We start from the raw sequence: 19,076 nt of genomic DNA, 5'->3' as shown, positions 1-19,076 counted from the left end.
CATGCGCGTACGTACGATCGCCGTGGGCGGCGCCCTGCTGCTGATCACCGGCTGCGGTGCCGCCGACATGACCAAGCAGGCCTCGCCCTTCGCCAACGCCCAGGGCGCCAAGTCGGTGACCCTGTCCGTCCAGTCCTGGGTCGGCGCGCAGGCCAACGTGGCCGTCGCCCAGTACCTCCTGGAGCACAAGCTCGGCTACCGCGTCGACACCGTCCAGGTCGACGAGGTCCCCGCGTGGGACGCGCTCAGCCAGGGCCGGGTCGACGCGATCCTGGAGGACTGGGGCCACCCCGACCAGGAACAGCGGTACGTCAAGGACAAGAAGACGATCACGCCGGGCGGCGGACTCGGGGTGACCGGGCACATCGGCTGGTACGTCCCGACGTACTTCGCCAAGCAGCACCCGGACGTCACCAACTGGAAGAACCTCAACAAGTACGCCTCGCAGCTGCGCACCGCCGAGAGCGGCGGCAAGGGCCAGCTGATGGACGGCTCCCCGTCCTACGTCACCAACGACCAGGCGCTGGTGAAGAACCTCGACCTGGACTACCAGGTGGTGTTCGCCGGTTCGGAGGCCGCCCAGATCACGCAGATGCGGCAGTTCGCCAAGGAGAAGAAGCCCTTCCTGACGTACTGGTACGCCCCGCAGTGGCTCTTCAAGAAGGTCCCCATGACCGAGGTGAAGCTGCCCGCCTACAAGGAGGGTTGCGACGCCGACCCGGCGAAGGTCGCCTGCGCCTATCCGCACACCCCGCTCCAGAAGTACCTCAACACGGACTTCGCCAAGTCCGGCGGCAAGGCGGCGGCCTTCCTGAAGAAGTTCAAGTGGACGACCGAGGACCAGAACGAGGTCTCCCTGATGATCGCCGACCAGAAGCTGACGCCCGAGGAGGCGGCGAAGAAGTGGGTGGACGGCCACGAGTCCACGTGGAAGGCGTGGCTGTCCTGAACTCCCTCAGGGCCGGAGGCTTTCGGCGGTCTCCCGCAGCTGCCGGGCAGCCCGGCGCTGGAGCCCCGGCCCGAACGTGACGCGAGTGGCCCCGAGTTCACCGAGTTCGGTGGGCGAGGGGCCGCCCTCGCCGTCCAGGTGCCCGAACACGTTGATCGGCCCCTGGATCCCGGACCGCAGCAAGGGCAGCACGCTCGCCGGGACGCCGATCGGGTACACGCACTCGGCGCCCGCGGCGACGTACAACGCGGCCCGCTCGATGGCCAGTTCGGCGGCCCGCTGGGGGTTGCCGTCACCGTGGGCGAAGGTGTCCACGCGGGCGTTGACGAACAACTGGTCCCCGGCCGCGTACCGCACCTCGGCGAGCCACTCGGCGTGCTCGCGCGGGTCCTGGAGGACACCCTGGTGGGAGTCCTCCAGGTTGCAGCCCACGGCCCCCGCCTCCAGCAGCCGCTCCACCAGCTCCTTCGGCGCCAGCCCGTACCCGCCCTCGACATCCGCCGACACGGGGATCTCCACAGCGCTGGAGATGCGCGCCACCGCGGCGAACATCTCGTCGGCCGGGGTGGACCCGTCCCGGTGGCCGAGCGAGGCCGCGATCCCCGCGCTGGGCGTGGCGAGCGCCGCGAACCCGGCCTCCTCGCACACCCGGGCACTGACCGCGTCCCAGGGACCGGGCAGCACGAGAGGATCGCCCGGGAGACGGTTCCGGTGCAGGGCGCGGAAGACGTCCACTTTCCTCACGGCGTGTAACCCCCCGGCGGGATACGGCGGCTGACCATCACCCGGTTCCAGTTGTTGATGGCGACGACCAGGCCGATGAGATGGGCGAGCCGGCCTTCGTCGAAGTGCCGGGCGGCTCTGGCATACACGGCATCCGGGACGAAGCCCTCCGTCAGGACGGTCACCGCCTCCGTCAGCGCGAGCGCGGCCCGCTCCCGCTCGTCGTAGACGCCCTCGGCCTCCTCCCAGGCGGCGAGCAGGTCCAGCTGTTGCTCACTCACCCCGTGCTTGCGGGCGATCGCGAGATGCATGTCCAGGCAGAACGCACAGTGGTTGAGCTGCGAGGCCCGGATGACGACGAGTTCGGCGAGGGCGGGGTCGCCGAGCCCCTTCTTCGCGGCGGCGCTGAGCACGGACAGGGCCCGTCCGACTTCAGGGTCGAGAACGTCCGTACGACTCACCGGTGCTTCGCCGCCTCGTAGTGGCCCGGGACCACACGGCAGGTCACGCCGAACCGGTTCCACGCGTTGATCACCGTGATCGCGGCGATCAGCTGGGCCAGCTCGGCCTCCTGGAAGTGCTTGGCCGCGTGGTCGTACACCTCGTCCGGCACGAAGCCGTCGGTGAGAACGGTGACCGCGTCGGTCAGTTCGAGGGCCGCGGCCTCCTTCTCCGTGTAGAAGTGCCGCGACTCCTCCCACGCGCCGAGTTGGATGATCCGCTCGACGCTCTCACCGGCAGCGAGGGCGTCCTTGGAGTGCATGTCGAGACAGAACGCGCAGTGGTTGAGCTGCGAGGCGCGGATCTTCACGAGCTCCAGCAGCCTCGGGTCCAGGCCCTGCCGGGCGGCCGTGTCGAGCCGGAGCATTGCCTTGTAGACCTCGGGGGCGTGCTGGGCCCAGGCGAGGCGGGGGGCGTGTTCGGGGGCGTGAGGGGCGGTTTCGGCTGTGGTCATGCCTCGACCCTAGAAGCCAGGCAGCCCAGGAGTATGGTCCACTTTCATGGCGAAACCCTGGGCCACTTTCGGCGTCGACCTGCATCTGGAACCCACCGGACCCGGCATCCGACGGGGCCTCACCGACGCCCTCCGCGAGGCCGTCCGCACCGGCCGCCTCGCCCCCGGCACCCGCCTGCCCTCCTCCCGCTCCCTCGCCACCGACCTGGGCATCGCCCGCAACACGGTCGCGGACGCCTACGCCGACCTGGTCGCGGAGGGCTGGCTCACGGCACGCCAGGGCTCGGGAACACGGGTGGCGGAACGGACGATCACACCGGGGGCGGGGGCGGGGGCGGGGGCTGATGGCGACGGTCGTGGTGCCTTCGTGGCAGGCTCCGGTGCGTCTGCTGGGCGTCCTGGCGTTTCGGCCGCGGGTTCCGGTGTGTCTGGCGGCCGTCGGGGTGCGTCTGCCGGGGGTGGTGGTGCGTTGGCCGGCCGTCCTGGGGGTTCTGGGTCAGGTGGTGGTGTGTCTGGCGGCCGTCGTGGTGCGTCTGCCGGGGGCGGTGGTGTGTCTGGCGGCCGTCGTGGTGCCTCTGCCGGGGACGGTGGTGCGTCTGCCGGCCGTCGTGGTGCGTCTGCCGCGGGCGCCGGTGCCTCCGCCGGCTACCCCGGTGCCTCCGTCGGCCACCCCGATGCCCCTGCTACTCGCCTCGGCGTCTCCGGCCCGCCGTCTGTCTCTGCCGCCCACCCAGGAGTGTCCGGCGTGTCCCCGGCCATAGGCTCCCGCTCCCGCCCCGGCACGTCCGGTCTGTCGCCCGCGGCCGCAGGCGGTCGTACGTCAGGCCTGCCGCCCGCGTCCGCCCCGCGTCGGGCCCCCGGCCTCCCGCCCTCGCCCGCACCCCGGCCCACCTACAACCTGATCCCCGGCACCCCGGACCTCGCCTCCTTCCCCCGCACCCAGTGGCTCAAGGCGGCCCGCCGTGCCCTCGCCATCGCACCCCACCAGGCTCTCGACTACGGCGATCCCCGCGGCCGGGTCGAACTGCGCACCGCCCTCGCCGGCTACCTCTCCCGCGCCCGCGGGGTACGCGCCGACCCCGAACGCATCCTGGTCTGCGCCGGGTTCTCGCAGAGCCTGCGCATCCTCGGCGCGGTGCTGCGGGCTCGCGGTGCGCGCACGGTCGCCGTGGAGTCGTACGGCCTCGACGTGCACTGGAACCTGCTCGCGGACACCGGCCTGCGAACCATCCCGCTGCCGTTCGACGAACGCGGCACGGACCCCGGGGAGTTGGCCGACCAGGACGCGGTCCTGCTCACCCCCGCCCACCAGTTCCCGATGGGCGGCACCCTGCACCGCGACCGGCGGGCGGCCGTCGTCGAGTGGGCGCGTCGCACCGGCGGACTGGTCATAGAGGACGACTACGACGGCGAGTTCCGCTACGACCGCCAGCCCGTCGGCGCCCTCCAGGGCCTGGACCCCGACCACGTCGTCTACGCGGGCACGGCCAGCAAGTCCCTCGCCCCCGGCCTCCGGCTGGCCTGGCTGGTGCTGCCGCCTGACCTGATGCAGGAGGTGCTCAGCGCCAAGGGCGGCATCGACACCTGCGGGACCCTGGACCAGCTCACCCTCGCCGAGTTCCTCACCTCCGGCGCCTACGACCGTCATGTACGCGCCGCCCGGCTGCGGTACCGCCGCCGCCGCGACGCGTTGGTGGCCGAACTCGCCCGGCGTGCCCCGCGCGTCCACGCCACCGGGATCGCGGCGGGCCTGCACGTGGTGCTGCGGCTGCCGCCGGGCACCGAGCAGTCGACACTGCGGGCGGCCGCCTGGCAGAGCCTCGCCGTGCACGGACTGCACCGCTACCAGCACCCGGAGGCGACGGTCGAGCGGCACGACGCGCTCGTCGTGGGCTACGGCACCCCTCCCGACCACGCCTGGTCGGGAGCGCTGGAAGCGCTGTGCGCGGTGTTGCCCGAATAACGCGAACTGATTGCACAGTTCGCCATTCCCGAATCCGATGGCACGGATAGAGTCGCCGCATGAGTGATAGCGCATCCATATCCCGTGTGGCCCTGAAGAAAATCACCCCCGACGTGTCCGCGGCGATGGGCTCCCTGCACGCCGCCGCAGTTTCCGCGGCCCAGGACGCCAAGGTCGAACCGGAACTCCTGGAACTGATCCGAATTCGTGCCTCGCAGATCAACGGCTGTGCGTTCTGCATCGACATGCACACCAAGGACGCCCGCGCGACCGGCGAGACCGAGCAGCGTGTCTACGCCCTGAACGCCTGGCGGGAGACCCCCTTCTTCACCGCACGCGAGCGCGCCGCACTGGCGTTGACCGAGGCCGTGACCCTGGTCCACGACGGACATGTGCCGGACCCGGTCTACGCCGAGGCCGCGGAGGTCTTCGACGAGCAGCAGATCGCCGCGCTGATCTGGGCGGCCACCGTCATCAACGCGTACAACCGGATCGCCATCGCCACACGGATGGTTCCGGGGGGTTATCAGCCGACTCAGAAATAACGCCGAACACGGGCATCGGGAATTAACGCCGATGCCCGTCACCGATGCCCGTCCTTCTCCGGACCCGCTATTTTTCCGGCAGCGGCTCCATGATGTCGTCCAGCCACGCCCGCCATTCCGGGGCGCGTTCCGCCGGTGCCGCTTTGAGCGGCCCGCCGGTCCACTCCGTCACCGGCCGGATTCCGTGCAGCGCGTTCACCAGCCACACCTCACGGCCGTCCAGCTCGGGGAGGGTTCGTTCGCGGTGGGCGATCCGGACGCCCGTGTGCAGGGCGCGTTCCTGGATCAGGGCGACAGTCACCCCTGGCAGGACCGGCAGCCGGGGCGACGGCAGGCACAAGGTGTCGTCCTCCCACCACAGCACGCTGGCCGTGGCCGTCTCCAGCACGACCCCCGTGGGGTCGACGAGCACCGCCTCGTCCGCGCCGTCGACGGAGGCCCGGGTGCGGACGGCGGCCAGGACGTCAAGGTCCGGCCCTTTTCGGCGGGGCACGGTCCGCGGATCGGCCTGACCCGCGGCCAGGACCCGGACCTCCGTCCCGAGCGGGGGCGCGGGCCGCAGCCGCAGCCGCACATGACGGGTCGTGAGCTCGACCCGCGGGAACCACTCACCCCTGCGGGGCAGCACGTCCGTCATGGCCTGCCAGAACTCCAGCATCCGGTACGACGGCGGCCCCGCGCACTCGCCGCAGGACCGTACGAAGCGCTCCCGGTGCCGTTCCAGGCCACGCACCCTGCCGTCGTGCACCAACCAGGAGTCCGCGACGAGCAGCGGCCCCTCGGCCGCCGTCCCCTCGACGGGCCGCAGCCCGGCGGCCGGCGACCATGCCCACACTCCCTCCGCCACTGCCGGTCGTGTCATGGCCGTACCTCTCCCACCGCCGCTTCCGCCACGGCCGCTCCTCCCGAAGTGCTCAGTACTTTCCGCCCGCCACCGCCGGCGCCCCGCCCCGGGGCCCGTACGGCGCGTGCTCCAGCCACGATCCACAGGACGGCAGGACCGGCGCAAGTGCCGCCGCCACGCGCTGCCGCAGCCGTACCGTCCGGCGCCGGGGCCGCAGATGGGCCAGCGCGGCACCGGCCGCGGAACTGTTGAACAGCGCCGCGGACCGTCGTACGCCGGCGAAGTCCTCGACCGTCCCACCGGCGATGGCCTCCGCCGCGGCCGCCGCGTCCGCGATGCCGCTGTTCATGCCCCGCGCCCCGAACGGCGGGAAGAGATGCGCCGCCTCCCCGACGAGCAGCACCCGCCGGTGCGGGTCGGTGAACGAGGCGGCCACCTTGCGCAGGAAGCGGTACGTCGACACCCACAGGACCTGCTCGTCGTACCCCTCGCCCACGACCGCCGGCAGCCATCGCCGTACCGCCTCCTCGGTCCCGAACTCCTCCTCCCGGTCGTCGGCCCGGCACTGGAGGTCGACCTGGAAGCCCCCGGTGAACGGCACCCGCATCACACTGCGGCCGTCGACGCCCGGATGCTCGTAGTGGAAGACCCGCTCCAGCGGCAGTTCGGCACCGGGGAGGTCGGCCACGTCGACGACCACATGGAAACCCTCGCCCCGCTCGCCCTCCAGGGCGATTCCCAGAGCGTCCCGGACGGTGGACCGGGCACCGTCCGCCGCCACGGCGTACGCGCAGCTCCACTCCCGGCCGTCCCCACAGCTCAGATGGACGCCGGTGGCCGTGGTGCGGACGTCCAGCACGCGCGCGTCCCACACGAACTCCACGCCCGCCCGCTCGCACGCCGTCCGCAGAAAGCGCTCGGTGTCCACCTGGCGCAGGCTGGTGAAGGGCGGCGGGCCCTCACGCGGCGGATGGGTGCGGGAGTACACCTCGCGCCCCCGGTACAGGGTCCGCCGGGTCTGCCAGGTCCGCCCGTACGAGGTGATCTCCTCGGCCAGCCCCGGCTGCATCCCGTCGAGCAGCGCCAGGGTCTCGCGGTGCACGAACAGGGCCCGGCTGCCGGGTCGTTCACGGTCCTCCGGATCCGCCTCCAGGAGCACCACCGGCAGTCCGCGCGCCCGTAGCGCGAGCGCCGCCGACAGGCCCACGGGCCCGGCGCCGACCACCACGACCGGTGTCACGCGCGCGCACCCTCCGCCAGCATCCGGGTGATCTCGACCCGCTTCACCTTCCAGGTCGCGGTCATCGGCAGCTCCTCGAACCGCCACTGCCGCGGCTCGGCCATCGCCGGCAGATCGGCCGTCGCCTCCCGCCAGCGCTCGGGGTCCAACGGCTGTTCCCCGCGCACGCACACCACCGGCACCGGCTCCCGGTCCGCGCCGGGCACGATGACCACCTCACGCAGCTCCTCCAGCCGCTCCATCAGGGTGTCCTCGACCTCCAGATTGCTGTGCACGGAGTCGATCTGGTCGATCTCCCGGTCGATCAGGTGCAGACCGCCGAGCCGGCCGCGGTAGCCCATGTCGCCCATCTCCCACCAGCCGTCGTTGAGCTGACGGTCGTAGCGGTCCTGCATGCCGAGATAGGTGAGGATGCGGCCTCGGGTCCGGGCCTCGATCCGCCCGGACCGCCCCGGCGCGACCGGCCGGCCGTCCGGTCCGGTGACCCGCACCCGGGTGAAGCCCGGTATCCCGATCCCGACCCGCCGCCCGTCCGCGCGGGCCGCACTGCGCCGCGTGAACCACTGGAAGGCGACCGGTCCCGTCTCGCTCTGCCCGTACAGCTGGATCAGCCAGGGCGTTCGGCGCTTCGAGGCGTCCAGCAGCCGCCGTACCGTGCGCGGATGGATCGCGTCGAACGTCGAGCCGTACGACCGCACCCGCGACAGGGGAGCGCCGGGCGCGTCGGCCAACTCCTCCCACAGCACGAAGGTGTTGGGGTGCGTCTCCACGATGCCGGGCCGGTGCCGGGTGAGCAGCGGTCCCACAGCGGCCGGGTCCGGGTCGGTGATCAGCACCAGCGGGCTGCCGAAGTGCAGCAGGACTCCGAGCAGATGGTAGAAGCGCGAGTGCACGAACGACATGTGCAGCGCCGCCGTCTCCCCGCGCGTCGGCCAGCCCATCGCCTTCTGCGGCACGAGCCGGTTCCACATGGTGTTCGCGCAGTGCACGGCCAGCTTGGGCAGCCCGGTGGTGCCCGAACTGTGGGTGATCAGCGCCGGTTCGCGAGGGTGCAGGCGGACGGGCACCGGAGGCTCGGCGCCCGCGTACTTCCCCAGGCTCTCGGCCCCCGGAGTGTCGTCGTCCACGGAGAGGACCTGCCGCACCCGGAGCCCGACACCCTTGAGCGGCCCGTCCATCTTGGTCCGGTCGGTCACCAGCCACGGCTGCCTGAGCCGCTCGATCAGCTCCCCGACCACCTCACCGGCCAGGCCCGGGGAGAGCAGCACCGGCACGGCGCCGATACGGGAGACCGCGCAGGTCAGCAGCACGATGTCGACGTTGTCCGTCTTGTGCACCACCACCTGCTCCGAGGGCCGTACCCCGGCCTCCCACAGCCGCCCCGACAGCTCCTCGACGGCCTCCGCCAGCGCCGTGTAGGTGAGGTCGACACCGAGAGCGGGGTGGGTGTCCAGGGGCCGGTCCAGGGTGACGAAGACGGCGCCGTGCCGCTCGGCCGCCCGGCGGAAGACGGGGCCCAGGTAGAACCCCCGGTCGGTGAAGGGAGGCTGCTGCTCTCGCATGGGGCCGTTCCTCTCTGCGGTGCTTCTGTGGGGCTTGTGCGGGGCTTCTGCGGTGCTTTCGGCTGTGGTCACCAGGCACCCTGGCGGACCAGATGGCGGCGGAGCTTGCCGGTCGGGGTGCGGGGGAGGGACGGGACGAGGCTCACGCTTCTGGGCACCTTGAAGGCGGCCAGATGTTCGCGGGCCAGCCGGAGGAGGTCCTCCTGAAGGCCCTGGAGGTCGGCGCCCTTCGCGTCGGCGGGTACGACGAAGGCGCGCAGCCGGCCGACGCCGGTGCCGTCGGTGACGGCCACGACCGCGACCTCCTTCACCGTCGGATGGGTCCGCAGGACGGCCTCCACCTCCAGCGGGGAGACGGTGATGCCGCCGACCATCTCCATGTCGTCGGCGCGGCCCAGATGCCGGTAGGTGCCGTCGGGTTCGCGGACCGCCCGGTCGTGGGTGGCCAGCCAGCCGCGGACCAGGGTGCGCTCGGTCTCCTCGGGCCGGTTCAGATAGCCCGGGGTCACCGTCGGCCCGCGCACCCACAGCTCACCCTCCACACCGTCCTGGACCGGCCGCCCGGCGCGGTCGCGCACCTCCACCTCGAAGCCGGGGACGGGGCGGCCGACGGTGCCCGGGGTGTGGTGGTCGAAGCTGTTGGCGCAGAAGGCGTGACCGGCCTCGGTGGAGCCGATCTGCTCCAGCACCGGCGCGCCGAGCAACTCCGTGACCCGCCGCCCCAGCTCCTGCGGCAGCCCCTCACCGGCCGACACCGCGGCCCGCACCGAGGCGAAACACCCCTCGTGCCCGCTGCCCCGGTCGGCCACCAGCGCGGCGTACGCCGACGGCACCGAGTAGAGCAGCGTCACCCGGTGCCGGACCACCAGCTCGTCCACGGCCGCCGGGGTCGGACGCCGGTCCACCAGGACGGCGGAGGAACCGGAGAACAGCGGGAAGACGAACGCGTTCCCGAAGCCGTAGGCGAAGTACAGCTTCGACACCGACAGGGTCACGTCCTCCCCGGTGATCCGCAGCAGCCGCCGGCCGATCAGGTCGTGGTACGCCTTCGGATCGCCGTGCGTGTGCACGACCCCCTTGGGACGGCCCGTGGTGCCCGACGTGTACTGCACGTACAACGGCGCGTGCGCGTCCACCGGATGAGCGGGCGCCGGTGCGGTGGAGGCGGTGAGCGCGAGCAGCTGGTCCGCGCCGAGGCGGGCCCGGTCGGCGAACCGGTCATCGAGCCCCGGCCCCGTCACACACAGCTCGGCTCCGCTGTCCGCGGCCATGAACGCGTGGTCCGCCGCTGGGAGTTCGGGGTTGACGAGGACGGCGACGGCCCCGAGCCGTGCGACGGCGAGGAACGTCGTGACCCAGGCGATCCCGTCCGGCAACGCCAGCACCACCCGGTTCCCCGCCGTCGTGCCGTGCCCGGCGAGCACCCCGGCCGCCCGGGCGGCGAGGGCGTGTACCTCACCGTGGGTCCAGGTCCGATGGCCCTCGTGGAAGGCGGGCCGACCCTCCCAACCGCGCCGCTCGGCGAGGTCGGTGAGCTGGGCGGCGAGGTTCCCGGGGGCGTCGAAGCCGGCCGGCGACAGCACGGTCTGCGCAGTGGTCATCGAACCGGCTCCTCGGTGGCCGTGTGTCCCCCGCGGGCGTCGGCGCGGACCACCGTGTGCTGCCGCTGCTCCGCCATCCGGTCCGCGGTGTACAGGTGCAGGGCCTTCATCTGGGCCGCCGTCTTCAGCAGCATCTCGTCGTACTCGGCGACCGGATCGGAGTCGAGGACGATCGCGCCCCCGGCGCCCAGATGCATCAGCCCGTCGGCGAACACGGCCGTCCGGATCACGATGTTGAGATCCGCGCCCCCGCTGCACCCCAGGTAGCCGAGGGCACCGGAGTAGACACCGCGGGCCTCGGTCTCCAGGGAGTCGATGATCTCCATCGTGCGCAGCTTCGGCGCCCCGGTCATCGAGCCGCCGGGGAAGCAGGCCCGTACACAGTCCACCGCCCGGATGCCCTCCCGCAGCCGCCCCTCCACGGTGGACACGAGCTGGTGCACGGTCGCGTACGTCTCCGTGGCCATCAGCCGGGTCACCCGCACCGACCCGGTCCGGCACACCCGCCCCAGGTCGTTGCGGAGCAGGTCGACGATCATCAGGTTCTCGGCGCGCGTCTTGGCGTCCGCGGCCAGCGCGTCCCGGAGCCGGGCGTCCTCCTCCGGACCGGCACCGCGCGGCGCCGTGCCCTTGATGGGCCGGGCCTCGGCGACCCCGTCCCGGGTGATCCGCAGGAACCGCTCGGGCGAGGACCCGGCCACGTCGACGTCCCCGAACCTCAAGAACGCCGCGTAGGGCGCCGGGTTGACCCGCCGCAGCACCCGGTAGAACTCGTACGCGTCCGGCGGGGCGGGTAACCGGGCCGCGTTCGTCAGACAGACCTCGTAGCTCGTGCCCGCCCGCAGCTCCCGCGCGCAGGACTCGATGTCGGCGAGATACGCCGCCCGGTCCCGCACCAGCCACGGCTCGGCCGCGCCGAGGTCTTGCTCGGCCTGCGCCGCCGGTTCGGGCGCCGCTGTCGGATCCGGCTCGGTGGCGACGAAGGTCAGCTGGGCCAGCGCACCCTCCAGCCAGTCCTCGGCCTCCCGCGCGGCCTGCGGGGTGTCCTCGGCCAGACAGACCGCGTAGGTGAACCGCTTGAGATGGTCCACGGCGATCAGTCGGTCGGCGAACAGCCAGCAGGCGTCCGGGACTTCGGAGGTGTGCCGGTTCGGTGAGCCGCAGTCTGCCTTCGTCTCGTAGCCGAAGTAGCCGACATAGCCCCCGGTGAAGTCGAAGGGCAGCCCTCCGCCGTCCACCCGACGACTTGTCAACTGCCGTCCGAGGTAGTCGAAGACGCTCGCCGCGACCTTCCGCGGCGGCCGCCCGGCCCGCTCGATCTCGCACCGGCCGCTCTCGACGTCGTACCGGACGAACTCCGCCAGCGGCCCACTGTCGTCGCCGAAGAACGAGAACCGCGACCGCCCCTCCTCGACCAGTGCGCTGTCCAGCCAGAACGCCCGTCTCGACGCCGCGTACATCCGGGTGAAGGCGGCCTCCGTGTCGACCGCGCCGGCGATGCGCCGGGTGTGCAGACGGTAGGCGGGGGCGGCCCGCCGGGGACGCGGCACGACCGGCGCGGACCGGGGGAGCGGCACCTCGTGCGGGGGCACGGCGGTGTTCTTCGTCCGCTGCTTGCGCGCCCGTTCCGCGGTGAGATTGCGGAAGTTGACGAGCATGCGGTGTCCGTAGTCGGTGAGCACGGACTCCGGATGGAACTGCACGCCCCACAGCGGCCGGCTGCGGTGTCTGAGCCCCATCAGCACGCCGTCCTCGGCCCAGGCGGTGGCCTCCAGCGTCCTGGGGAGCGGCTCGGACACGGCCAGTGAGTGGTAGCGGACCGCGGTGAAGTCCTGCGGCAGACCCCGGAACAGATCCCGTCCGTCATGCCGGACCGTCGACAGATGTCCGTGCCGCGGCTCCGGGGCGGGCTCCACCCGGCCGCCCTCCCCGAGCGCGATGCCCTGGTGCCCCAGACACACGCCCAGGACGGGGATCGAAGACCCGGTGAGCACGGCGGCACTCAGTCCGAAGTCGCGCGGTTCGGCCGGGTGCCCGGGCCCGGGCGACACCACGACATTGTCGAACTTCGCCAGGTATTCCCCGAGATCGGGAATCGCGTCGACCGCGTCATTGAGGACCACGACCGGTTCCTCGCCGTTGACCTCGGCGATCAGCTGGAACAGGTTGTACGTGTACGAGTCGTAATTGTCGATGAGCAGGGTCTTCACCCGCCCACCTCCCTCGGTTCGTGCCGGACCTACGCGGTCCGTCTTTTGTGCCGTCCGCGGAGGGCCTGGAGCGGCGGATACAGCCATTTCCTGAAGAAACGCTGGAGCCGGGGCATGAGAATCCACGTGACGAGAGCCGTCACACACAGGCACAACAGCAATGTGCGGACGAGCGGATTGAGTCCGCCGAGATAAGGAAGAACGATCAGATTGAACAGGAGCACCGGCGGAAAAACCGCGCTCATGTTCACGAACCACAGCTTCCATTTCGCCGGTGGGGCAGGCGCCTTCGGCGTCGAGGTCTGGGAGTCGAACCACACCTTGGAGCCCCGCACGCTCCTGCGCTCCGTCTGCCGGGCGAAGCCCACCGCCTCGACCTCCCACTGTGTCCGGGCGGTCGAATCCTCCCAGGCCCGGGCCGTTCCCTCGCTGGCGAAGCGATAGACCACATGCCACTCCGCCTCTCGGTCGACAAGGACGCCACCCCCCAGGAAGCCCGGCTGCCGCGAACTCGCGGCCAGCATGGCCCACCCCCACGAGTGGAAGTCGGCCTCACGGCCCGACACCACGTGATAGGCCACGGTGATGGTGACGGGATTACTGCTCACGCCACCCAGTACGCAGTGCCTTCACATCACGTTCAAATATTCAACGACGTTTTTCCGGCTGTCCGGATCGTGACTCTTTATCGGGCTTTCGGTGAGCATGGCTGATTCTGTCGAGCTGCACCGGAATCAACTTCACGAAATTCAAGAAAGTGATCACGTGGCCGGATTTTCCGGCGCCTCCCCGAACCGGGCCAGCGCCAACGCCCCCGCGACAGCCACGGCGAAACCCAGCACCGCCACCCACGCCAGCCCGTCCCGCGTACGGTCCCCCAGCCACACCACCCCCACCAAAGCGGGCCCGATGGTCTCCCCGATCACCATGCCGGCGGTCGCCGTGGTCACCGACCCCCGCTGCAACGCCGAGGTCAGCGACAGAAAGGCCGCGCCACCACCCACCAGGAGGGCGTAGGCCGCCGGATCGGCCACCAGGTCGGACAGGGCGAGCGAGTCGATCAGCCGCACCGCCACCTCGACCACCCCGAACCCGAACCCGGCCCCCAGTCCGAGCGCCAACGCCCGCCCCCGCTCCGGCAGTCGCCCGCCCAGCAGCGCCAACCCCAGCACGGCCAGAGCCGTCCCGAGCATCACGTACCCCAGCGCCGCGGGCCCGCCCCGGTCGCCCTCCGTCCCGGACGCGATCCCGAGCAGCGCCATCCCCGCGCACACCACCCCGACCGCGCCCCACTCGCTCCGGCTCAGCCGCACCCGCAGCAGCCGCGCGGAGACCACCGCCGTCACCGCGAGGCTCGACGCGAGCGCCGCGCCGACCGCGTAGATCGGAACCGATCGCAACGCCGCGATCTGCAGCACAAACCCCAGCCCATCCAGCGCCAGCCCCGCCAGAAACCGCCACTGCCGCACCGCCCGCAGGAGCAGCGTCACCGCGAACGCCGACCCCCCGTCATCCCCGCCCGCATCCGCCGTCCGCGCGGCCATCGCCTGCAGCACGGTGGCCGTTCCGAAGCAGACCGAGGCGCCCAGGGCGCACACCATTCCAAAGAACACAAAGTGACCTTAGGGGAGGCTGTGAGGAGCGGGCTGCGTTCGGACAAGCTCTTACTGATCTCTAAGCCGTCCGCCGGCCATGTGCACACCAGGCCCATGGCCTGACCAACGGGGAGACATGAAGTCGGGCACCTCGCTCAACGAGGGCCGGTGATGGGGTGCCCGGCCGGGACCGATCGGCGAGGCGGGTGAGGGGCGGACCCGCGAGGCGGCGAGGGGCCACCGGCGACGTGTCGGCTGTCGTCCGGCGATGCAGGTGAGGGCGGACCGGCGAGGCGCTGGCGGGGTTGAGTCGTCGAGAGCGTCCAGCGGGCCGCGCGGGTGGGGATTTCCCCGCGAGCGGAGGGGAGTTGGCGAAAGCCGTGCCGCTCAGGCGTCCCTGCGCGCCAGGTCCGCAGGGCGGGACGAGTGCTGCCGCGTCAGTGATCCCGGTCCCGAGGACATGACCGTTCGCACTCGCCAAAAACGCGTTGTCGTACCCAGCCCGGCCGCGTTACGTTCCTCGCACTCTGACGCACACGCTCTCTTGAACCATCGCCGCAGAACGGGAGCAGGCCTGCGCACAGCGCGCGGTGCCACGGAGGGGCGGCAAGGGATCCGGCCGACCGGCGGGTCCCGTACGCCCTCCGGAGGACTCTCCCATGAACATCGGCCTCGGCCTGCCCATCGACGACCCCGCCCAGCTGCTCACCTGGGCCCGGCGCGCCGACGCGGGCCCCTTCAGCACTCTCGGTCTGCTCGACCGCCTCGTCTACGACAACCCCGAGCCCCTCGTCACCCTCGCGGCCCTCGCAGGCGCCACTGCCCGCATCCGCGTCCAGACCGAGGTGCTGATCGCGCCACTCCACAACACCGCCCTGCTCGCCAAACAGACCGCCACCCTGGACAGTCTCTCGGGCGGCCGCTTCACGCTCGGCATCGGCGTCGGAGGCCGGGAGGACGACTGCCTGGCCGCCGGGATCGACCTCCACCGTCGAGGCCGCCGCCTCGACGAGCAGATGACGCTGCTGCGCCGCGCATGGTCCGGAGAGCCCTACGGCGAAGGTGTCGGCCCCATCGGCCCCACCCCCATGACCCCCGGTGGCCCGGAGGTGCTGTTCGGCGGCTTCGCTCCCGCCGCCCTCGAACGGGTCGGCCGCTTCGGCGACGGCTTCCTCGGCGCCGCCCTGCCGCCGTCCTTCATGTCCAACCTGTTCCGCGCCGCCACCACGGCCTGGCAGAAGCACGACCGACCCGGCCGCCCCCGCCTCGTCGCCCAGGCGAACGTCGCTCTCGGCCCGGACACCACCCTGGACCTGGCCCGCCGCAACCTCCGCGACTACTACGCCTTCAGCGGCCACGTCGAGTACATGGAGGCGGGCCTGCTCACCACCCCGCGCCAGATCCGCGAGGCCGCCGACGCCTACTTCGGCATCGGCGCCGACGAGGTGGTGCTCTACTGCTGGGCCCCGGACGCCGACCAGATCGACCGCCTCGCCGACGTGCTCTTCTGACGTCGTCCACCGCCACGGCTTCGGGGCCCGGAACCCGCGACCGGGCCCCGAAGCCGTCGCTCGCATGGTGGACGCCGCGCCGAGGCCCCACGACGTGCCCGGTAGGCTGGCCGACAGGCCGTGACTGGCGCGCTGGGATGGGACGGACCATCGGGGAGCGGCCTGTGAGTGACCAAGTGCCGTGCGCCTGGGCCGAACCGTGATCCGTGACCGCTTCAAGCCACGCAGCCCGGAGGCCGCCATGTCAGAGCAGCAGCCCCTGTCCACCGAGTCCACGGCCTTCCGCGCCGCCCTCGACGTGATCCGCGCCGTCGAGCCGCGCGTCGCCGACGCGATCGGCCAGGAGGTCGCCGACCAGCGCGAGATGCTCAAGCTGATCGCCTCCGAGAACTACGCCTCCCCGGCCACCCTCCTCGCGATGGGCAACTGGTTCAGCGACAAGTACGCCGAGGGCACCATCGGCCGCCGCTTCTACGCCGGCTGCCGCAACGTCGACACCGTCGAGTCCCTGGCCGCCGAGCACGCCAAGGAGCTCTTCGGCGCCCGCCACGCCTACGTCCAGCCGCACTCAGGCATCGACGCCAACCTCGTCGCCTTCTGGTCCGTCCTCGCCCAGCGTGTCGAGGTGCCCGCCCTGGAGAAGGCCGGCGTCCGTCAGGTCAACGACCTCTCCGACGCCGACTGGGCCGAGCTCCGCCAGGCCTTCGGCAACCAGCGCATGCTCGGCATGTCCCTGGACGCCGGCGGCCACCTCACCCACGGCTTCCGCCCGAACATCTCCGGCAAGATGTTCGACCAGCGCTCCTACGGCACCGACCCCGCCACCGGCCTCGTCGACTACGAGGCCCTGCGCGCCTCGGCCCGCGACTTCAAGCCGCTGATCATCGTCGCCGGCTACTCGGCCTACCCGCGTCTGGTGAACTTCCGGATCATGCGTGAGATCGCCGACGAGGTCGGCGCCACGCTCATGGTCGACATGGCACACTTCGCCGGCCTCGTTGCCGGCAAGGTCCTCACCGGCGACTTCGACCCGGTCCCGCACGCCCAGATCGTCACCACCACCACCCACAAGTCCCTGCGCGGCCCGCGCGGCGGCATGGTGCTGTGCGACGACTCCCTCAAGGACCAGGTCGACCGGGGCTGCCCGATGGTCCTCGGCGGTCCGCTCCCGCACGTCATGGCCGCCAAGGCCGTCGCCCTCGCCGAGGCCCGTCAGCCCTCCTTCCAGGACTACGCCCAGCGCATCGTCGACAACGCCCGCGCCCTGGCCGAGGGCCTGATGCGGCGCGGCGCCACCCTGGTCACCGGCGGCACCGACAACCACCTCAACCTGATCGACGTGGCCTCCTCCTACGGCCTCACCGGCCGCCAGGCCGAGGCCGCCCTGCTCGAGTCGGGCATCGTCACCAACCGCAACGCCATCCCGGCCGACCCCAACGGTGCCTGGTACACCTCCGGCATCCGCATCGGCACCCCCGCCCTGACCACCCGTGGTCTCGGCACCGCCGAGATGGACGAGGTCGCCGGCCTCATCGACCGCGTCCTCACCACCACGGAGTCCGGCACCACCAAGTCGGGCGCCCCCTCCAAGGCCCAGCACATCCTCGCCCCGAAGGTCGCGGACGAGATCTCCCACCGGGCCAGCGACCTCGTGGCCGGCTTCCCGCTGTACCCGGAGGTCGACCTCGGCTGAACCACCACCCAGGCGGTGCCGAGCGGCACATCACGCTCTTGAGTTGTCAAGGACCGATGACTCAGGTGGCGATTACAGATCGATGAGTTCCTGTCGTGGCGCTTCCCGCGGCGGTCCGGCTCCCGGCCGGGCCGCCGCGCGGCGTATCAGCCGAGTGCCGCCGGCCCCGACCGCGAACCCCACGGCAAGCCCCGGAAGCGCCCACCAGGCGCCGTGGCTCAGGCCCCCCGCTCCGTCACCGCCCTCAGTCCCGCGCTGCCCCTCCACGGCCCCGCCCACCAGCCCCGCCCGGTCAAGCTGATCGAAAACCGTCCGTGGCGCCCGATGCCAGCGGATGTCGTCGTCCTCCCTCTCCGGTGCCGGGTCCGAGCGCACCCATGGAGTGCCGTCCTCTGCCAGGAACAACTGATCCTGGCGCTCCACGGCCACGTCACCACCCGGCGCCGAGCCCGTCTGCGGCCAGCCACCGACACCCGTCAGCCCCCACACCACGGTGAGCCGTACCGGCGGATACCGGCCCTCCTCCCAGTCGCCCGACACCCGCTCCGTGCCTGTGTGCATCGGCTGCAGCAGCTGCCACAGGCGAGCGAAGTACGGCTCTGGGGATCGCACGACCTGCGTCCGGACAGAGCCGCCGGTGACGACCATCGCCAGGTCGGGCCTGTCCAGGCCCGACCCCCGTGTCGACAGCGTCACCGCGTCGGCCACCGGTGCTCCGAGCAGCGCCACAACCACCGACAGCGGTAAGAGCGCCGTGAGCGCCCGACGTGGCCCTGGCCGCAACCTCGTGTGTCTGCTCCCCACAGCCATCCCCCCTCGATCGACTCAGCCTCGCTTCCTCAAGCTCGTGGGCCCCCTCCTTCGTCACACATCGCGTAGTTCCTGCCGTGGTCCCGGCTCCCGGCGCAGGCGCTCCCATGGCATCCGCAGCGCGAACGGCCGCAGAACCAGAGCCAGTACGGCACCGGCCGCCAGACCCGGCAGCGCCCACCACCACTCGGTGCCGTCGTCCGCGGCCGAGGACGCGCGCACAGGCGCCGAGGTCGGCGAGACCTCCGCCGCACCGGGGTCCGGAGCCCCCGCGTCGATCTCCGGCTCCTGCCCGGGCGCCGGGAAGATGGCGTGGCCCTCGCCGGAGGCCTTGCCCATCACGCCCAAGTCGTTTAGCAGTGCACGCAATTGGGCGGGATTCTTGGTGGCGTGCCAGTGACCGTTCACCGAATCCGCCACGTTCTCCGTGGTGCGTATCCACACCTGGTCCGTGTCGGCCAGCGGGAAGATCTCGTCCAGTCGCCAAGGTGAGATGTCGTGTGCCATCCAAGTGACGTTGATCTGTCGGGCGGCGAGCAGATTCGCCTCGGGCGGCTTGGAGCGGGTGCCGACGCCGGGAGGGCCGAGCAATCGCTGCAACTCGCCATACTCCTCGTCGGAGTAGTAGAGCGACGACGTCTCCCCGCTCTCCGGCGAGACCACGAGCACGCTCGTCGGACCGCCGGCCGCCGCGGAGGGCGCACCCCACACCGTCAGAGCGAGCGCCGTGGCCAACGCGCCCAACCCCGCCGCCAGTTCACGGCATCGGCCCCTGCGACCGACCTCATGCCTCTCCATGTCAACCCCCAACAGACGATCCCTGTGCGGCCCGTCCGCGAGCCGCGTGTCACTTCTGGTACACCGCCCGGCCCGCC

At 71.7% G+C, this 19,076-nt stretch carries 17 protein-coding genes, 1 pseudogene and 1 riboswitch; of the genes and pseudogenes, 6 read left to right on the top strand and 12 right to left on the bottom strand.

Annotation, left to right across the window (positions count from 1 at the left end; translation table 11 throughout):
• Nucleotide 1: 1 nt before the first annotated feature.
• Complete coding sequence (locus tag AB0D34_RS29060; protein WP_362666495.1) at nucleotides 2–949, top strand: ABC transporter substrate-binding protein; 948 nt, start codon at nucleotides 2–4, stop codon at nucleotides 947–949.
• Nucleotides 950–955: 6 nt separating this feature from the next.
• Here AB0D34_RS29060 and AB0D34_RS29055 read toward each other — a convergent pair whose 3' ends face one another.
• Genes AB0D34_RS29055 through AB0D34_RS29045 form a run of 3 tightly spaced genes read right to left on the bottom strand, consistent with a single transcriptional unit; the run spans nucleotide 956 to nucleotide 2,627 of the window.
• On the bottom strand, nucleotides 956–1,693 hold the full coding sequence (locus AB0D34_RS29055; protein ID WP_362666493.1) for an isocitrate lyase/phosphoenolpyruvate mutase family protein: 738 nt from the start codon (nucleotides 1,691–1,693) through the stop codon (nucleotides 956–958).
• Nucleotides 1,690–2,133, bottom strand: coding sequence for a carboxymuconolactone decarboxylase family protein (locus tag AB0D34_RS29050; protein ID WP_362666491.1), 444 nt, complete (start codon nucleotides 2,131–2,133; stop codon nucleotides 1,690–1,692). The genes AB0D34_RS29055 and AB0D34_RS29050 overlap by 4 nt, the downstream gene beginning before the upstream one ends.
• The gene (locus tag AB0D34_RS29045; protein WP_362666489.1) at nucleotides 2,130–2,627 is read right to left on the bottom strand and encodes a carboxymuconolactone decarboxylase family protein; all 498 of its coding nucleotides are present in this window, start codon (nucleotides 2,625–2,627) and stop codon (nucleotides 2,130–2,132) included. The genes AB0D34_RS29050 and AB0D34_RS29045 overlap by 4 nt, the downstream gene beginning before the upstream one ends.
• Nucleotides 2,628–2,673: 46 nt before the next feature.
• Here AB0D34_RS29045 and AB0D34_RS29040 point away from each other — a divergent pair.
• The 3 genes and pseudogenes from AB0D34_RS29040 to AB0D34_RS29030 all read left to right on the top strand — a co-directional run.
• Nucleotides 2,674–2,934: pseudogene (locus AB0D34_RS29040) on the top strand (winged helix-turn-helix domain-containing protein); the annotation flags it as partial.
• 243 nt (nucleotides 2,935–3,177) lie between these two features.
• Complete coding sequence (locus AB0D34_RS29035) at nucleotides 3,178–4,590, top strand: aminotransferase class I/II-fold pyridoxal phosphate-dependent enzyme (protein ID WP_362666807.1); 1,413 nt, start codon at nucleotides 3,178–3,180, stop codon at nucleotides 4,588–4,590.
• A gap of 59 nt (nucleotides 4,591–4,649) precedes the next feature.
• Entirely contained in the window at nucleotides 4,650–5,135 is a 486-nt protein-coding gene (locus AB0D34_RS29030; protein WP_362666486.1) for a carboxymuconolactone decarboxylase family protein, read from the top strand.
• Nucleotides 5,136–5,202: 67 nt separating this feature from the next.
• On the opposite strand, the gene AB0D34_RS29025 is transcribed toward AB0D34_RS29030, so the two are convergent.
• From AB0D34_RS29025 to AB0D34_RS28995, 7 genes are all read right to left on the bottom strand, one after another.
• Nucleotides 5,203–5,997 (bottom strand): aminotransferase class IV, encoded by a 795-nt coding sequence (locus AB0D34_RS29025; RefSeq protein WP_362666484.1) that lies wholly within the window; start codon nucleotides 5,995–5,997, stop codon nucleotides 5,203–5,205.
• Nucleotides 5,998–6,049: 52 nt separating this feature from the next.
• Complete coding sequence (locus AB0D34_RS29020) at nucleotides 6,050–7,219, bottom strand: FAD-dependent oxidoreductase (protein WP_362666481.1); 1,170 nt, start codon at nucleotides 7,217–7,219, stop codon at nucleotides 6,050–6,052.
• The gene (locus AB0D34_RS29015) at nucleotides 7,216–8,781 is read right to left on the bottom strand and encodes an AMP-binding protein (protein ID WP_362666479.1); all 1,566 of its coding nucleotides are present in this window, start codon (nucleotides 8,779–8,781) and stop codon (nucleotides 7,216–7,218) included. Before AB0D34_RS29015 ends, AB0D34_RS29020 begins: the two co-directional genes overlap by 4 nt.
• A 68-nt stretch (nucleotides 8,782–8,849) precedes the next feature.
• The gene (locus AB0D34_RS29010; RefSeq protein ID WP_362666476.1) at nucleotides 8,850–10,382 is read right to left on the bottom strand and encodes a benzoate-CoA ligase family protein; all 1,533 of its coding nucleotides are present in this window, start codon (nucleotides 10,380–10,382) and stop codon (nucleotides 8,850–8,852) included.
• A complete protein-coding gene (gene pabB, locus AB0D34_RS29005) occupies nucleotides 10,379–12,592 on the bottom strand; it encodes an aminodeoxychorismate synthase component I (RefSeq protein WP_362666473.1) in 2,214 nt (737 codons plus the stop codon). Before pabB ends, AB0D34_RS29010 begins: the two co-directional genes overlap by 4 nt.
• Before the next feature lie 29 nt (nucleotides 12,593–12,621).
• On the bottom strand, nucleotides 12,622–13,200 hold the full coding sequence (locus tag AB0D34_RS29000; RefSeq protein WP_362666470.1) for a hypothetical protein: 579 nt from the start codon (nucleotides 13,198–13,200) through the stop codon (nucleotides 12,622–12,624).
• A gap of 153 nt (nucleotides 13,201–13,353) precedes the next feature.
• On the bottom strand, nucleotides 13,354–14,193 hold the full coding sequence (locus AB0D34_RS28995) for a hypothetical protein (RefSeq protein ID WP_362666804.1): 840 nt from the start codon (nucleotides 14,191–14,193) through the stop codon (nucleotides 13,354–13,356).
• Nucleotides 14,194–14,846: 653 nt separating this feature from the next.
• Here AB0D34_RS28995 and AB0D34_RS28990 point away from each other — a divergent pair.
• Both AB0D34_RS28990 and AB0D34_RS28985 read left to right on the top strand, forming a co-directional pair.
• Complete coding sequence (locus tag AB0D34_RS28990; protein WP_362666468.1) at nucleotides 14,847–15,698, top strand: LLM class flavin-dependent oxidoreductase; 852 nt, start codon at nucleotides 14,847–14,849, stop codon at nucleotides 15,696–15,698.
• Nucleotides 15,699–15,808: 110 nt separating this feature from the next.
• Nucleotides 15,809–15,898: riboswitch (ZMP/ZTP riboswitch) on the top strand.
• Between the two features lie 41 nt (nucleotides 15,899–15,939).
• Entirely contained in the window at nucleotides 15,940–17,391 is a 1,452-nt protein-coding gene (locus AB0D34_RS28985) for a glycine hydroxymethyltransferase (RefSeq protein WP_362666465.1), read from the top strand.
• A gap of 72 nt (nucleotides 17,392–17,463) precedes the next feature.
• Here the strand turns inward: AB0D34_RS28985 and AB0D34_RS28980 are convergent, their stop codons facing one another.
• Both AB0D34_RS28980 and AB0D34_RS28975 read right to left on the bottom strand, forming a co-directional pair.
• Nucleotides 17,464–18,114 carry a hypothetical protein gene (locus AB0D34_RS28980; RefSeq protein WP_362666801.1) on the bottom strand — a complete coding sequence of 217 codons (651 nt, stop codon included), beginning with the start codon at nucleotides 18,112–18,114 and terminating at the stop codon, nucleotides 17,464–17,466.
• Nucleotides 18,115–18,255: 141 nt separating this feature from the next.
• On the bottom strand, nucleotides 18,256–18,999 hold the full coding sequence (locus AB0D34_RS28975) for a hypothetical protein (RefSeq protein WP_362666462.1): 744 nt from the start codon (nucleotides 18,997–18,999) through the stop codon (nucleotides 18,256–18,258).
• Nucleotides 19,000–19,076 lie beyond the last annotated feature (77 nt).

Origin of the sequence: Streptomyces sp. NPDC048420 (genome assembly GCF_040651535.1) — a bacterium.
Classification (GTDB): Bacteria; Actinomycetota; Actinomycetes; order Streptomycetales; family Streptomycetaceae; genus Streptomyces.
Note: the sequence above shows the minus strand (reverse complement) of the source record. Positions and strands in the feature narration are given on the sequence as shown.

Excerpts from the sequence above, each read along its gene's own strand:
- AB0D34_RS29060 (WP_362666495.1), top strand. The coding sequence starts at position 2 with ATGCGCGTACGTACGATCGCCGTGGGCGGCGCCCTGCTGCTGATCACC.
- AB0D34_RS29045 (WP_362666489.1), bottom strand. The coding sequence starts at position 2,627 with ATGACCACAGCCGAAACCGCCCCTCACGCCCCCGAACACGCCCCCCGC.
- AB0D34_RS29030 (WP_362666486.1), top strand. The coding sequence starts at position 4,650 with ATGAGTGATAGCGCATCCATATCCCGTGTGGCCCTGAAGAAAATCACC.
- AB0D34_RS29025 (WP_362666484.1), bottom strand. The coding sequence starts at position 5,997 with ATGACACGACCGGCAGTGGCGGAGGGAGTGTGGGCATGGTCGCCGGCC.
- AB0D34_RS29015 (WP_362666479.1), bottom strand. The coding sequence starts at position 8,781 with ATGCGAGAGCAGCAGCCTCCCTTCACCGACCGGGGGTTCTACCTGGGC.
- AB0D34_RS29010 (WP_362666476.1), bottom strand. The coding sequence starts at position 10,382 with ATGACCACTGCGCAGACCGTGCTGTCGCCGGCCGGCTTCGACGCCCCC.
- AB0D34_RS28995 (WP_362666804.1), bottom strand. The coding sequence starts at position 14,193 with ATGGTGTGCGCCCTGGGCGCCTCGGTCTGCTTCGGAACGGCCACCGTG.
- AB0D34_RS28990 (WP_362666468.1), top strand. The coding sequence starts at position 14,847 with ATGAACATCGGCCTCGGCCTGCCCATCGACGACCCCGCCCAGCTGCTC.
- AB0D34_RS28985 (WP_362666465.1), top strand. The coding sequence starts at position 15,940 with ATGTCAGAGCAGCAGCCCCTGTCCACCGAGTCCACGGCCTTCCGCGCC.
- AB0D34_RS28975 (WP_362666462.1), bottom strand. The coding sequence starts at position 18,999 with ATGGAGAGGCATGAGGTCGGTCGCAGGGGCCGATGCCGTGAACTGGCG.